Below are 13498 nucleotides of genomic sequence, written 5' to 3' on the forward strand. Positions count from 1 at the left end.
TTACGGCCTCGATAGGCCAGCCGATGGGTCGTCGCCGTCATCCCAATACGGCGCCGGCCCAAAGCGCGCCTGCAGGAATTCGATCAGCGCATGGGTTTTCGGCGGCACGAACGCCCGGCTCGGGTACACGGCCCAGATCGCCACCTCCTCCGCGAGCGGATAGGCGGGCAACACCGGCACCAGCGCCCCGCTGCGCAGATGCGCGCCGACGTCCCACGTGGACTTGAGCGCAATGCCCAGGCCCGCCAAAACCGCGTCGCGCAGCACTTCCCCGTTATCCGACGCCAGACGCCCGCCGACACGCACGCTCAGCGGACCACCGGGCGTCACGAACCGCCAATCGCGCTGCTCCCCCAGGATCAGGCAGTCGTGCGCGGCAAGCTCGCCTGGGTGCTTCGGCGCGCCGCGCGCCGCGAGGTACGCGGGCGACGCACACAATGTCCGGCGATTCGGGGCGAGCTTGCGAGCAACGAGCGTCGAGTCACGCAACGCCCCGACGCGAATCGCGAGATCCATGCCGGCCTCGATCAGGTCGACAACCCGATCCGTGAGCCGGAAGTCCAGCGAAATCCCCGGATAGCGCGCCAGGAAGGCCGACAAGGCGGGGGAAACATGCTGACGCCCGAACGACGAGGAGCATGACACCCGCAAACGCCCCTGAGGCGCTGCGTGCCCCTGCCCAACGCTTGCCATCGCTTGCGCCTCGGCCGCGAGCAAGGTCTGCGCGTCTCGCAGAAAGGCTTCCCCCTCTTGCGTGAGCGCCACCCTGCGTGTCGTCCGATGCAGCAACCGTGCCCCGAGCACACCTTCGAGTTGTGTCAGGCGCGTACTGGCCGTGGCCGGAGACAGCCCTTGCTCGCGCCCCGCGGCCGACACATTCCCGAGCGCCGCCACGCGCACGAACAACGCCACGGTATCGAGATCCAATGCCATTTGATGGAATCTCCAAAAGATCTTTTCCGCATTATGCGAATTATCAAAGCAATCGACTAGCCTTAGTCTCTCGTTATCGCATCGGGGGTGTCGCCGGCGCACTGCCGGCTGCGCCCCGCCTATTCAGGAGAAAACAGATGAAAGCCGTCGGATTGACCCATTACCTGCCGATTGACGACCCGAAGTCGCTCGAAGACATCGAGCTGCCGACGCCAACACCCGCGGGGCGCGACCTGCTGGTCAAGGTCGAAGCGATTTCCGTGAACCCGGTCGACACCAAGGTTCGCGCCCCGAAAGATAAGGTCGAAGCCACGCCGCGCGTATTGGGGTGGGATGCGGCGGGCACCGTCGCAGCCGTCGGCCCGGACGTCACCCTCTTCAAGGTTGGCGACCCGGTGTACTACGCGGGCAGCATCACGCGCCCAGGCGCGAACAGCGAGTTCCATCTTGTCGACGAACGCATCGTCGGCCACATGCCCACGTCGCTCGACTTCGCGGGCGCCGCTGCTTTGCCACTCACGACGATCACGGCGTGGGAAGCCCTTTTCGACCGCCTTGGCATCGCTCCCGACGGCGGCGATGAGGGCAAGTCGATCCTCATCGTCGGCGGTGCCGGCGGCGTCGGCTCGATTGCCATTCAGCTCGCGCGACGCCTTGCCCATCTGCACATCGTCGCTACCGCGTCGCGCCCGGCATCGGCCGACTGGTGTCGTCAACTCGGTGCGCAACACGTGATCGACCATACCCAGGACATTCCGGCGCAGCTGCAGTCGATCGGCATGCCACAGGTGGATTTCGTACTGTGCCTGAACGACACCGACGCGCATTTCCCCGCCATGGCGCAGGTCGTCGCCCCACAAGGCAAGATCTGCTCCATCGTGGAGAATGCGGGTCCGCTCGACATCGGTCTGCTCAAAAACAAGAGCGCCACGTTCGTCTGGGAGTTCATGTTCACGCGCGCCATGTTCGCAACGCCGGACATGATCGCGCAGCACACGCTGCTGACCGAAGTGGCACGCCGGGTCGATGCAGGTACGCTGCGCACGACGGTGGGCGAGGTCCTGGGCCCGATCAACGCGGTGAACCTGCGCCGCGCCCACGCGCAGCTCGAAGGCGGACGCACCATCGGCAAACTCGTGCTCGCCGGATTCTGACCGGCGCGCAGGGCGCGCATGGTTCCCGCCGTGCGCGCCGGCAACGAAAAACGGCGCTTGCCCTTCACAGGCAAGCGCCGTTTTTATGCGCTCTCGCGGCAGTACCGCCCGCCCGTCAATTGCCCGACGGCAGCGTGCCCTCGGGCAGCGCGAGCGCCTCGGTCGGATGCACGATCTCGCCGCCCAGCGCATTCACCCCGGCAATCAGTCGCTCGAACGCCGCGCCAACCAGTGCGGGGTCGCCCTTCACGCCCAGGTCGATATGTCGGCGCGCGTAGATCGCGCCACGTTGCGCGTCGCCCACGCTGGGCAGACTGAACACTTTCACGCCGCCATATTCGGCTTCGATGGCCTCCATGAGCGGCGTCAATGTCGACTCGGCCAACCCGAACACCAGCACCGATCGCTCGGCGTGCTTCGTCAGGTGATGCAACTCGGCGTAGTCCGTGTCGAGCACCCACGCCATCATCGGCCACGCCATGACCGGGAATCCCGGCATGAAGTGATGCCGCTCGACCGAGAACCCCGGAATCTTGTTGTAGGGATTCGGCAGCACGCGCGCGCCGACCGGAAACTCGCCCATCTTCAGACGATGCCGGTTATCGGGCTGGCTCATGTCCGCACGTCCGTCGGGACTGGTGTCGGCGATGCGCTCCATGATGAGCGCCTCGGCTTCCGGCGTGAGCACGAGCGGGACATTGAGTGCCGCCGCGGCGCACTGACGCGTGTGATCGTCGGGCGTCGCCCCGATGCCGCCGGTGACGAAAACGATATCCTCGCTCGCAAACGTGCGTCGCAGCGTGGCCGTGATGCGCTCAGGGTCGTCACCCACATATTCGGCCCAGCCGAGTTGCATGCCGCGCTCGGTGAGCAGTTCGACGATCTTGGGGAGATGTTTGTCTTGACGGCGCCCGGAGAGAATCTCGTCGCCGATGATGATGATGCCGACCGCCATGATGCTTCCTTTATCTTGTCGTCAGGGCCTGGGGGGGGGGAAGCGCGCGGCGCCGCCCGGCGGCAGCGCGCAGTCACACGATTGTGCCACTTTCACGGCGAACCGTTCGACGACCCTCGCCCCGGCGGCAACGCAGGCGGCAGGTCCTCGCTCTCTCGCGACGGCGGGCTCGCCACAGGCAACAGCGTTGCCCCGAGCATCGGCTCGTGACGCGCCGCCTCGGCCGCGCGCAATCGCGACAATGCCCGCAGGCAATAGTGCGCGAACCACAACGCTGAAAATATGAAGATCACCACGTACAGCCAAATCGCCAGCAGCGCGATGACCGGGAACATCACGATCATGATGACCGACGACACCCACAGCAGCGTCGGCAATGAGCCGAGCAGCCCGGTTGCCACGCCGATTACCAGCAGTGGCAGACGCCGCTCGCGCACGATCCGGCGACGCTCCTCGGCGCTCGCGTGATACGCCAGCGCGTCGTACGTCATTACGCGATACGTCAGCCAGCCCCATAACAACGGCGGCACGATAGCGAAGAACGGCGGCACGAGCCACAGCGGCAGCGTGAGCAGCGCGGCGACGAGAAAGACCACGGTGGCGCCCAGCGACTGACCGAGACTGCCCCAGAACGAGCCGCCCTGCCGCGCTTCCAAATGAATGTAGTGGCGACGCGAGAGGTGACGCAACACCGCGGGCATCGACCACCCCGCGATGAGCAGCAGCGCCGTGACCACGATCAGCGGGATGAGCAGCGCGACGAGAATGAACGGCGCGAGCGCCATGCGCACGCTATCGATGCCGAAATAGCCGAAGAAGCGGTAGATCCATTGCGTGAACTGCCACTGTTCGAGCCAGACGCGCAGAAAATCGGTGAACGGCACCCAGCCGAACCAGATCACGGCGCCCCAGATCAGGCCGGAGACCACAAAGGGCATGGCGGTGAGCCACAGCATGCGCGGATGCAACAGGCTCACGAGCGCGCGGCCCAGCGCGCGAAGAATGTCATTCATGCAGTATCGATACGGTCGGTGCCGTCAGGACGAGAATCGGAATCCATCGCGTTGAGGAACGTGCGCCCCGAGCGGAGACGCTCGGTCGGTGTGACGCCCTCGTCGCGATGTCCCGATGTTACAGCACCGGGGCGCGGTCGAAGAAATAGATCCCGTGAGGGGATCGTCCGACCGGAATGGTGTTGATCAGCTTGCGCTGCGTCATATCGATGATGCCGACCTTGCGGGCCCAACGGAACGTCACCCACAGCGTCTTCCGGTCGGCCGAGAGTTCCATGTCGTCCGGTCCCGGCAGCAGGCCGGTGATGTTGCCGACGTTCGTGAGCGCCTCCTGATCGACGATGCTGATCGTGCTCGACACGCGATTCGAAATCAGTACGTGCCTGCCATCGGCGAGCGATCGGAAGTTGTGCGCCCCCTTGCCCGTCGGGATCGTCTTGATCACCTTCTGATTGCGCCAGTCGACCACGGCGGCATAGTCCGCGCCGGTCATTCCCACGAGCAGGTATTTGTCCCCCGGCGTGAGCCACACCCCTGCCGGACTGTCGCCCACCTTCATCGTCCAGAGCACTTTCTGAGTGGCCAGATCGATGGCGGCGATCTCGTTGGACTGCTGCAACGAGATAAAGACAAGTTTGCTGTCCTGCGTGAAGACCAGGTGGCTCGGCATCTTCTTGAGGGGAATGCGCTGCGCCACGCTCAGGTTCTTGCCGTCATAGCGATACACGTCCACGCGATCCAGTCGCAGGGCGTTGGCGACGAACCACTTCTTGTCCGGCGAGAAGCCAATCTGGTAGGGGTCCTCGACGTTCTCGATCTTGCGCTGGACCTGTCCCGTCTTCGGGTCGAGGAAGATGAGGTTGTTGCCGACCGAATTCGCCACGATGAGCGACTGATTGTCGGGCGTGGCCATGAGATGATGCGGCTCCTTGCCAACCGGGAACGTCTGGATGACCTTCTGCGTCGCCTTGTCGATCAGGCTGACGCTGGCGTCGGCCGAGTTGAGCACGACCACGACACTGTCGGGCGCCGGCGCCGCAGCCGTGGCCGGCGCAGCGAGCGCCGCCAGACCGAAGGAAGCCACCAGACCGGCAGCGATCAGCAGTCTGCGCATTGCAGCGTCTCTCGGGAGAAAATTAGGCAGGAAAAGTGGCGAAAACGGCGCGTGGACCGCCCGTTCTCGATACGTCGTAGCGACTCGCCATTGTAGGCCGGGAACACCCCGTCAACGCGCGTCCGGCGCACCTTTTTTTACGTATCGAAACATAATTTCGACACTTTCTGACGTAGCGCAAACCGGCAAGCGGATGTCCCATCGAAATGGTGTCGGGGGTTGGCGTCGGGGCCGAACGCCGTCATTGCACGCGTGGGTTGGCATCCCCCGAATCAGCTTGGTCGCCAAGTCCGCGACGCTCGCCGGGATCAACGAGATCGCAGCGCTCGCAGCGCTCGCAGCCATCGTTGCGCACGACGGCCGCGCCCTCAGCACGTCAGCGCTGCAACGCCTCCCAAACCTTGTGCAGACGCTTGACCGACACCGGCATGGGCGTGCGCAACTCCTGCGCGAATAGCGAGACGCGCAACTCCTCGAGCAGCCAGCGGAACTCCTCGAGTCGCGCGTCGCCCTGATCGCGGCGTTGCGACGTCGCCCGCTGCCAGTTCTGCAGCAACGGCCCCAGTTCGCTCATGGCGCGGGCGTCGCGGGTCGGATCCGCCTTGAGCTTGTCGATACGTCCGGCCATCGCCTTCAGATAGCGCGGGAAATGCGCCAGTTGCGCGTACGGCGTGTCGATCAGGAACCGCTTGCCGATCAGCCGTTGCAACTGTGCCGTCAGATCCGCATACGCCTGCGCGAACGGCTTGGCCTGGGTCAGCTTCTTCTGCAAGGTCGCGTACTCGGTGAGAATCTGTCCGGCCAGCCGCGCGATCTCCTGCGCGAGCAGCGTGAGGCGTCCCCGCCCCTCGTCCTTGCGCGCGACGAACGACGCGTTATCGCTCGGCCAAGGCAACTGAAGGCACGCACGCTCCAGCGCCAGATCGACGATCTGCTCCCGCAGTGCTTCTTGCGTCCCCAGGTTCATGTACTGCATCGCCATCTGCTGCAGGCCCGGGATGTTCTTCTCCAGATACTTCACCTGCTCGCGCAGTTGAATCGCGAAGAGCCGACGCAGACCCGCGCGATGCTGCCGTTGCGCTTCGTGCGGATCGTCGAACACTTCGAGATCGCAGTGATCGCCGCGCTCGACCAAGGCCGGGTAGCCGAACAACGTCTGACCGCCGCGACGGATTTCCAGCATCTCGGGCAGTTCGCCGAAGCTCCACGTCGTGAGGTTGTCGTAGCGGCCGGGCTCGACAGCGGCCGCTGAAGGCGCTGCCTGCGTGCCCGCCCGTCCCGCACCACGCGCCTCGCCGCGCGCCGCCGGCGACGTCGTCGCCGATGCACCATGTGCGTCGGGCTCGACGGCGGAACCACGGGTCGGCGTCGCGCCACTCTTCGCCGCCAACTGCTGAAATGTGCGCTGCGCCTGCTGACCGAGTTCGGCACGCAGTTGCGGGAGATTGCGTCCCATGCCGAGTTGACGCCCGTGTTCGTCGATCACCTTGAAGTTCATCGACAGGTGCGCCGGAAGCATTTCGAACTTGAAGTCACTGGACTTGAGCATGACGCCGGTCTGTTCGCGCGCGTCGGCGATGAGGGCATCGAGCAGCGCGCCCTGTCCGAACGTCGCCCGGTCGACGAAGCCGGCCGCAAACTCGGGCAACGGTACGAAGTGACGCCGCAGCTTCTGCGGCAGCGACTTCATCAGCAGGTGCGCCTTCTCTTTGAGCATGCCCGGCACCAGCCATTCGCAGCGGCGCGCGTCGACCTGATTGAGCGCGTAGAGCGGCACGGCGAGCGTTACGCCATCGCGCGGCGAGCCCGGTTCGAAGTGATAGCTGAGCACCATGTCGATGCCCGCAATGGCCGTCTTCTTCGGGAACAAGTCGGTCGTGACGCCCGCTGCCTCGTGACGCATCAGATCGTCGCGCACGAGGTAGAGCAGCTTCGGCGAGCCCTTGGCCGTTTCGCGATACCAGTGCTCGAAGCTCGCGCCGTCGTAGAGATCGGCGGGGACATGGGCATCGTAATACGCGTAGATCAGTTCGTCGTCGACAAGCACGTCCTGGCGGCGCGACTTGTGTTCGAGCTGCTCGATGTCGGCGATCAGCTTGCGATTGTGGGCGTAGAACGGGAGCTTGGTCTCCCATTCGCCTTCCACGAGCGCACTGCGCAGGAAGATTTCGCGGGCGCGACGCGGATCGCGCGGGCCGAAGTTCATCCGTCGGCGCGCATAGATCGTCAGGCCATAGAGCATGCCGCGTTCGTACGCCACGACTTGCGCGGCCTTCTTCTCCCAATGCGCGTCGGAGAGCGACGTCTTCACCAAGTGCTTGCCGACACGTTCGATCCACTCCGGCTCGATCCGGGCGATGCATCGTGCGTAGAGCCGGCTCGTCTCGACGAGTTCGCCGGCCATCACCCAGCGCCCGGCCTTCTTCACGAGCGACGATCCCGGCCAGATGTGGAACTTGATGCCATGCGCGCCGAGGAAATGCGGATCGTCGTCGGCCTTGCAGCCGATGTTGCCGAGCAGGCCCGCGAGCAAGGCAAGATGCACCTGCTCGTAAGTCGCCTCCGACGCGTTGATGCGCCATCCCTGTTCGCGCACGACGGTGAGCAACTGGCTATGCACGTCGCGCCATTCGCGCAGGCGCAATTGCGACAGGAAGTTGTCGCGGCAGGCTTGTCCGAGCAGCCGGTTCGACTTCTTGTGCGCGATCGCCTCTTCGAACCACTGCCAGATCTTGAGCCACGAGAGGAATTCGGAGCGTTCGTCGGCAAACTTGCGATGGGCGTTGTCGGCGGCGTCCTGCGCTTCGAGCGGGCGGTCACGCGGATCCTGCACGGCCAGCGCACTCGCGATGATGAGGACTTCGCGCAGCGACTGCTGGTCGCGCGCCGCCAGAATCATGCGGCCCACGCGGGGATCGAGCGGCAGACGCGCCAGTTCGCGCCCAAGCGGGGTGAGCTGGTTGGTGTCGTCGACCGCACCGAGTTCGCCCAACAGTTGATAGCCGTCGGCAACGGCCCGGCCGGGCGGCGGTTCGATGAACGGGAATTCCTCGACCTTGGCGAGCCGCAGCGACTGCATGCGCAGAATGACGGCGGCAAGCGACGAGCGCAGGATTTCCGGATCGGTGAAGCGCGCGCGCGCCTGGAAGTCGGCTTCGTCGTACAGACGAATACACACGCCGTCGGCCACGCGGCCGCAGCGCCCCGCGCGCTGGTTGGCGGCGGCCTGCGAGATCGGCTCGATCTGTAGTTGTTCGACCTTGTTGCGGTACGAGTATCGCTTGACGCGCGCGGTACCGGCATCGACCACGTAGCGAACACCCGGCACCGTGAGCGAGGTTTCCGCCACGTTGGTGGCCAGCACGATACGGCGCGCGTTGGACGGTTTGAACACACGCTCCTGCTCGGGGCCCGAGAGCCGTGCGAAGAGCGGCAGAATTTCGGTGTGCGGCGGATGATGCTTGCGCAACGACTCGGCCGCCTCGCGGATTTCGCGCTCGCCGGGCAGGAAGACGAGCACGTCGCCGGCGCCTTCGCGGCACAGTTCGTCGACGGCGTCGACGATCCCGTCCATCAGGTCCCGTTCGCGATCGCGCGCGCTGGCGCGGCTGCCTTCGCGCCCCAGCGCGTTCGCGATGCGCGCATCGTCCTGGATCGGGCGGTAGCGCACTTCAACGGGGTACAGGCGCCCGCTCACTTCGATGACCGGCGCTGGGCGCAGGTGGTCGCCCTCGCCCGTGCCGAAATGGCGGGCGAAGCGATCGGCGTCGATGGTGGCCGACGTGATGATGACTTTCAGGTCGGGCCGACGCGGCAGCAACTGCTTGAGGTAGCCGAGCAGAAAGTCGATGTTCAGGCTGCGCTCGTGCGCCTCGTCAATGATGAGAGTGTCGTACGCGCGCAACAGCGGATCGGTCTGCGTCTCGGCGAGCAGAATGCCGTCGGTCATCAGTTTGACGGACGCGCCGTGGGACAAGGTGTCGTTGAAGCGCACCTTGAAGCCGACGATGTCGCCAAGCGGGGTGTTGAGTTCGTCGGCGATGCGGCGCGCGGTGGCCGACGCGGCGATCCGACGTGGTTGGGTGTGGCCGATCAGGCCGGTGCCGCCCGCGCCAAGCCCGCGGCCGAGCGCGAGGCAGATTTTGGGAAGCTGAGTGGTCTTGCCCGAGCCGGTCTCGCCGCTCACGATGACGACCTGATGGCCGGCGATGGCGCGCGCAATCTCGTCGCGCCGGCCGGAGACGGGCAGCGCCTCGGGAAAGACGATGTCGGGAAGCGGATTGGCGGCGGCCTGGCGCGCCGCGAGGCGTTCGGCGTCGCGCGCGGCGCGCTCGGCCGGCGTCGTGCGTCGCCCCGCTGCCGGGTTCGGGCCGCCGGCCTGCCCCGTGTTCGCGGGTTTGGGCAGCCTGGCGGGCTTTGGAGTCGACGCGGTGACCGTGGGTTGGGCGCGCGTATGCCCCGGAGCCATCACTTTCGGCTTCGGGGGCGGAGATTGTCGATTTCGTTCATCACTTGCCATGGGCGCGCATTATATAATCTGCGGATGTTTGCGCACGTACACTCATGCTGACCGAACCCGACCCCGCCCTACAAGACGAAGAGACCGCCCACCAAGCCCAGTTCGTGGACTGGCTGCGATCGGTCGCCCCTTATATCCATGCGTTCCGCGACAAGACCTTCGTGGTCGCCTTCGGTGGCGAACTCGTCGCGGCGGGCGGACTCGACACCCTGATTCAGGATGTCGCGCTGCTGTGCGCGATGGGCATGCATATCGTGCTGGTGCACGGTTCGCGACCGCAGGTCGAGGAGCAGATGCGCCTGCGACATATCGAGTCGCACTTCGCCCAGCAGTTGCGCATTACCGACGCGGCCGCGCTCGAAGCGGTGAAGGAAGCGGCCGGGGAACTGCGGCTGGACATCGAAGCGTCGATCAGCCAGGGGCTGCCGAACACGCCCATGGGCAATGCGCGCATCAGCGTCGTGTCGGGCAACTTCGTGACGGGGCGCCCGGTGGGCATCGTGGACGGCGTGGATTTTCAGCACACCGGCGTGGTTCGCAAGGTCGATGCCGAGTCGATTCGCCTGTCGCTGGCGAGCGGCAAGATCGTGCTGCTCTCCCCGCTGGGCTTCTCGCCGACCGGTCAGTCGTTCAATCTGACGATGGAAGATGTGGCGTCGTCGGCGGCCATCGCGCTGCGTGCCGACAAGCTGATTTTCATCACGGAAACGCCCGGCGTCATGAACGAGTACAACGAGTTGCAGCACGAACTCACCCTCGAAGACGCCCAGCGCCTGCAGTCGCAAGGTACGCTCGACCGCGATTCGGCGTTCTATCTTAAGTACGCGACGCGCGCCTGCCGGGCGGGTGTCGGCCGTGCCCACATCGTGCCCTTCGCGCTCGACGGCAGCATGCTGCTCGAACTGTTCTCGCACGACGGCGTGGGCACCATGATCTCGTACGAGAACCTGGAGAGCCTGCGCGAAGCGACGATCGACGACGTCGGCGGCATTCTGCAGCTCATCGAACCGCTGGAGGCAGACGGCACGCTGGTGCGACGCGGTCGCAACCAGCTGGAGCGCGACATCGATCACTTCTCGGTCATCGAGCACGATGGTCGCCTGTTCGGCTGCGCGGCACTCTATTCGTATCCGATGGAACGCATCGGGGAGATGGCCTGCCTGACCGTCGACCCGGAAGCGCAAGGCTCCGGGGACGGCGAACGCCTGCTCAAACACATCGAGCAACGCGCCCGTGCCCGCGGTCTGGATCGCCTGTTCGTTCTCACCACGCGCACCGAGCACTGGTTCCTCAAGCGCGGCTTCGTCAAGGCAGGCGTCGACGATCTGCCGGCCGACCGCCGACGCCTGTATAACTGGCAACGCCGCTCGCTGGTGCTCATCAAGAAGCTGTAACGAAGGGCAGGCAGGCGGCGCACGCCCAAGGCCCCCTTGTGTCTCGCGCCGTTGTCCCCATCTACCGCTCTCGGCCGCAGCGCGCTTTTTCGTCGCATGTCGATTCCCCCAAAGGGTTTCGACTCAAGCGCCCAACATTCATTCACGCCCCAACCAGATCACGAAGGAGTTCCCCATGGCTCGCATGATTCAATGCGTCAAACTCGGCAAAGAAGCCGAAGGTCTCGATTTCCCCCCCATGCCCGGCGAACTTGGCAAACGCCTCTGGGAAAGCGTCTCGAAAGAAGCCTGGGCCGGCTGGCTCAAGCAACAAACCATGCTGATCAATGAAAATCGCCTGAATATGGCCGATCCGCGCGCCCGCCAATACCTCGTCAAGCAAACCGAAAAGTATTTCTTCGGAGACGGCGCCGATGTCGCTCAAGGCTATGTGCCGCCGCCCTCTGAGTAAGCGCCTCCCCCCCGACGGATCGGGGCCCCTTTCCGCCGCTCAGACATAAACCCAACTCGCTGCAGAAAGGGGCCCCGATCCGTCCCCGCATACGCCCTATGGCACCATGCCACCGGCGTCGGGAAACAGGCAGGCGAATAGGCTCGTATGCTTTTTTTCTCGATTGGGATCTGCTGGATGTGCTGGTCAGGCGGGCGTCGTGCCACCCACGGCCGCCTTGCCAGCCGAAGCCGCTCCGCAGTGGTGGCAGAAATGCGCGAACGCGTTTTTGCGCGCATCGCACACACCGCAATGGTCAAACAGGCAAATGCCACAGTGCACGCAGTAATCGCGATTCGGATCGTCCAATTTCACCGGACGCTCACACCCCGGACACACCGACTTCGCCAACCGCGCCTGCGCCAGATCGTACGACAACGTCTTGCGACGCTCTTCGTCCGGTAACTGCTCCTCCGCCCTCTGCCTCGCCAGGTATCGCTGCAACGACACGATGGCGTAGCGTCCGATCATCACCGTGAGCACAATGCCCACGAGGTACCGCACATATCCACCGTAGTCCGGCAAGTACGGCACCAGCTCTACGAAGAACGCAAACAGCGCGAAGAAGATGAAGCCCCACACGAATGGCCACCACGTGCTTTTGCGCTGGCGCACAAAGAGCCATCCCGCCACCACCAGCAATGGCAGCGTAAGCGCAAGCCGAATGCCGAATACTTTCAAATCCTGCGCACGCTGGATCGCCGCAAGCTTTTCTCCCGCCGCCGTGTTCAGCGCATAGCGCGCCATGCGCGCCGACTGCACCGCGCGCTGGGCATCCAGCTGTTTTGCCTCGAGGGCATCGACTTGCGTCTGGACGTCGCGCTGCGCCGCCTTCAAGGCATCGAGCGCCTGCGTGCGCGCAACAAGCTCCGTATCCTGACTGGCCTGCGCCGTCGCCGTACGCGTGGCCACCCAATCGTTGAACGACTCTCGCGCACTGCGATACGCCGTACTCCGCGCCTTGAGCTGCAAACGCGCCGTCTCCAACCGGCTCTCGACATCTTCGAGCTGTGTCTGCGCCTGCTTGATGGCGGCGTCGGCACCGGCCGCCTGCCCGCGATCGACGAACGAGTCGAGCGTCGGCGCAGGCGCTACGCCCGGCAATTTGTCGACGACGAGCCCGCCCAGGCCAATGAGGAACGCCGCAAATAACACGGCGATCAGCCACAGGCCACGGCGGAACCAGGTTTCGGGAAGACGACGCGATCCAGCCATCCTGCCCTCCCGGGATCAGTTGTGGTAGTCGAGCGTGCGCACGCCTTGCGGCGTACCCATGAGCGTGATGTCCGCGCCGCGCTGTGCGAAGAGCCCTACGGTCACGACGCCCGGGATCTGGTTGACCTGCGCCTCGAACGCCACCGGATCGAGGATCTGCAGCCCGTGGACGTCAAGAATCGCACACCCATTGTCGGTCATGTACGGGCTGCCGTCGGCACGCACCCGCGCCTGCGGCTTGCCACCCAGCGCCGTCAGCGCACGGGCGACGCTCGCCTGCGCCATCGGGATCACTTCGACCGGCAGCGGAAAGACGCCAAGCACGGCAACTTCCTTGGACGCGTCGACGACGCACACGAATTCCTTCGCCACCGAGGCGACGATCTTCTCGCGCGTGAGCGCCCCGCCGCCGCCCTTGATCATGTGGCCAAGCGCGTTGATCTCGTCGGCACCGTCGACGTAGACCGGCAGGCTGTCGATCTGGTTGAGGTCGAAGACTTCGATGCCATGTTTGCGCAGACGCTCGGTGCTGGCCTCGGAACTGGAGACGGCACCGCGATAGCGGCCCTTGTGGACGGCGAGCGCGTCGATAAAGCAGTTCGCGGTGGACCCGGTGCCCACGCCGATCACGCTGCCCTCGGGCACGTGCTGGTTCACATAGTCGGCGGCGGCCTCGCCGACCAAGCGCTTGAGTTCGTCCTGGGTCATGGG

The 13498-nt window shown here is 65.1% G+C and carries 10 protein-coding genes; 3 read left to right on the forward strand and 7 right to left on the reverse strand.

Translation table 11 applies throughout. The annotated features are described in order from the left end of the window. On the reverse strand, positions 1-933 hold the full coding sequence (locus PanNE5_RS20245; protein ID WP_150563591.1) for a LysR family transcriptional regulator: 933 nt from the start codon (positions 931-933) through the stop codon (positions 1-3). Between the two features lie 137 nt (positions 934-1070). Between PanNE5_RS20245 and PanNE5_RS20250 the strand changes: the two genes are divergently transcribed. Continuing rightward, on the forward strand, positions 1071-2087 hold the full coding sequence (locus tag PanNE5_RS20250) for a zinc-binding alcohol dehydrogenase family protein (RefSeq protein ID WP_017231388.1): 1017 nt from the start codon (positions 1071-1073) through the stop codon (positions 2085-2087). A gap of 115 nt (positions 2088-2202) precedes the next feature. Here PanNE5_RS20250 and PanNE5_RS20255 read toward each other — a convergent pair whose 3' ends face one another. From PanNE5_RS20255 to hrpA, 4 genes are all read right to left on the reverse strand, one after another. Continuing rightward, on the reverse strand, positions 2203-3042 hold the full coding sequence (locus PanNE5_RS20255) for a competence/damage-inducible protein A (RefSeq protein WP_017231389.1): 840 nt from the start codon (positions 3040-3042) through the stop codon (positions 2203-2205). A 92-nt stretch (positions 3043-3134) separates the two neighbouring features. Beyond that, complete coding sequence (locus PanNE5_RS20260; protein WP_017231390.1) at positions 3135-4055, reverse strand: EI24 domain-containing protein; 921 nt, start codon at positions 4053-4055, stop codon at positions 3135-3137. A 118-nt stretch (positions 4056-4173) separates the two neighbouring features. Beyond that, a complete protein-coding gene (locus PanNE5_RS20265; RefSeq protein WP_261938713.1) occupies positions 4174-5169 on the reverse strand; it encodes a YncE family protein in 996 nt (331 codons plus the stop codon). Positions 5170-5545: 376 nt separating this feature from the next. Further along, on the reverse strand, positions 5546-9637 hold the full coding sequence (gene hrpA, locus PanNE5_RS20270) for an ATP-dependent RNA helicase HrpA (RefSeq protein ID WP_261938714.1): 4092 nt from the start codon (positions 9635-9637) through the stop codon (positions 5546-5548). 95 nt (positions 9638-9732) lie between these two features. Here hrpA and argA point away from each other — a divergent pair, with 95 nt between their 5' ends. Together argA and PanNE5_RS20280 are read left to right on the forward strand one after the other, a co-directional pair. Next, a complete protein-coding gene (argA, locus tag PanNE5_RS20275) occupies positions 9733-11082 on the forward strand; it encodes an amino-acid N-acetyltransferase (protein ID WP_130025723.1) in 1350 nt (449 codons plus the stop codon). A 175-nt stretch (positions 11083-11257) separates the two neighbouring features. Then, entirely contained in the window at positions 11258-11533 is a 276-nt protein-coding gene (locus PanNE5_RS20280) for an oxidative damage protection protein (protein WP_017235753.1), read from the forward strand. Between the two features lie 186 nt (positions 11534-11719). Here the strand turns inward: PanNE5_RS20280 and PanNE5_RS20285 are convergent, their stop codons facing one another. Both PanNE5_RS20285 and rpiA read right to left on the reverse strand, forming a co-directional pair. Beyond that, a complete protein-coding gene (locus PanNE5_RS20285; RefSeq protein WP_017235752.1) occupies positions 11720-12787 on the reverse strand; it encodes a hypothetical protein in 1068 nt (355 codons plus the stop codon). Between the two features lie 15 nt (positions 12788-12802). After that, on the reverse strand, positions 12803-13495 hold the full coding sequence (gene rpiA, locus PanNE5_RS20290; protein ID WP_150563596.1) for a ribose-5-phosphate isomerase RpiA: 693 nt from the start codon (positions 13493-13495) through the stop codon (positions 12803-12805). Between the last annotated feature and the right edge of the window lie 3 nt (positions 13496-13498).

Source organism: Pandoraea sp. NE5, from assembly GCF_024363545.1.
In the GTDB taxonomy this organism is placed as follows: domain Bacteria; phylum Pseudomonadota; class Gammaproteobacteria; order Burkholderiales; family Burkholderiaceae; genus Pandoraea; species Pandoraea cepalis.

What these genes read in the sequence shown, in the direction of transcription:
- PanNE5_RS20245 (WP_150563591.1), bottom strand. Translation starts at nt 933, where the DNA reads ATGGCATTGGATCTCGATACCGTGGCGTTGTTCGTGCGCGTGGCGGCG.
- PanNE5_RS20250 (WP_017231388.1), top strand. Translation starts at nt 1,071, where the DNA reads ATGAAAGCCGTCGGATTGACCCATTACCTGCCGATTGACGACCCGAAG.
- PanNE5_RS20255 (WP_017231389.1), bottom strand. Translation starts at nt 3,042, where the DNA reads ATGGCGGTCGGCATCATCATCATCGGCGACGAGATTCTCTCCGGGCGC.
- PanNE5_RS20260 (WP_017231390.1), bottom strand. Translation starts at nt 4,055, where the DNA reads ATGAATGACATTCTTCGCGCGCTGGGCCGCGCGCTCGTGAGCCTGTTG.
- PanNE5_RS20265 (WP_261938713.1), bottom strand. Translation starts at nt 5,169, where the DNA reads ATGCGCAGACTGCTGATCGCTGCCGGTCTGGTGGCTTCCTTCGGTCTG.
- hrpA (WP_261938714.1), bottom strand. Translation starts at nt 9,637, where the DNA reads ATGGCTCCGGGGCATACGCGCGCCCAACCCACGGTCACCGCGTCGACT.
- argA (WP_130025723.1), top strand. Translation starts at nt 9,733, where the DNA reads ATGCTGACCGAACCCGACCCCGCCCTACAAGACGAAGAGACCGCCCAC.
- PanNE5_RS20280 (WP_017235753.1), top strand. Translation starts at nt 11,258, where the DNA reads ATGGCTCGCATGATTCAATGCGTCAAACTCGGCAAAGAAGCCGAAGGT.
- PanNE5_RS20285 (WP_017235752.1), bottom strand. Translation starts at nt 12,787, where the DNA reads ATGGCTGGATCGCGTCGTCTTCCCGAAACCTGGTTCCGCCGTGGCCTG.
- rpiA (WP_150563596.1), bottom strand. Translation starts at nt 13,495, where the DNA reads ATGACCCAGGACGAACTCAAGCGCTTGGTCGGCGAGGCCGCCGCCGAC.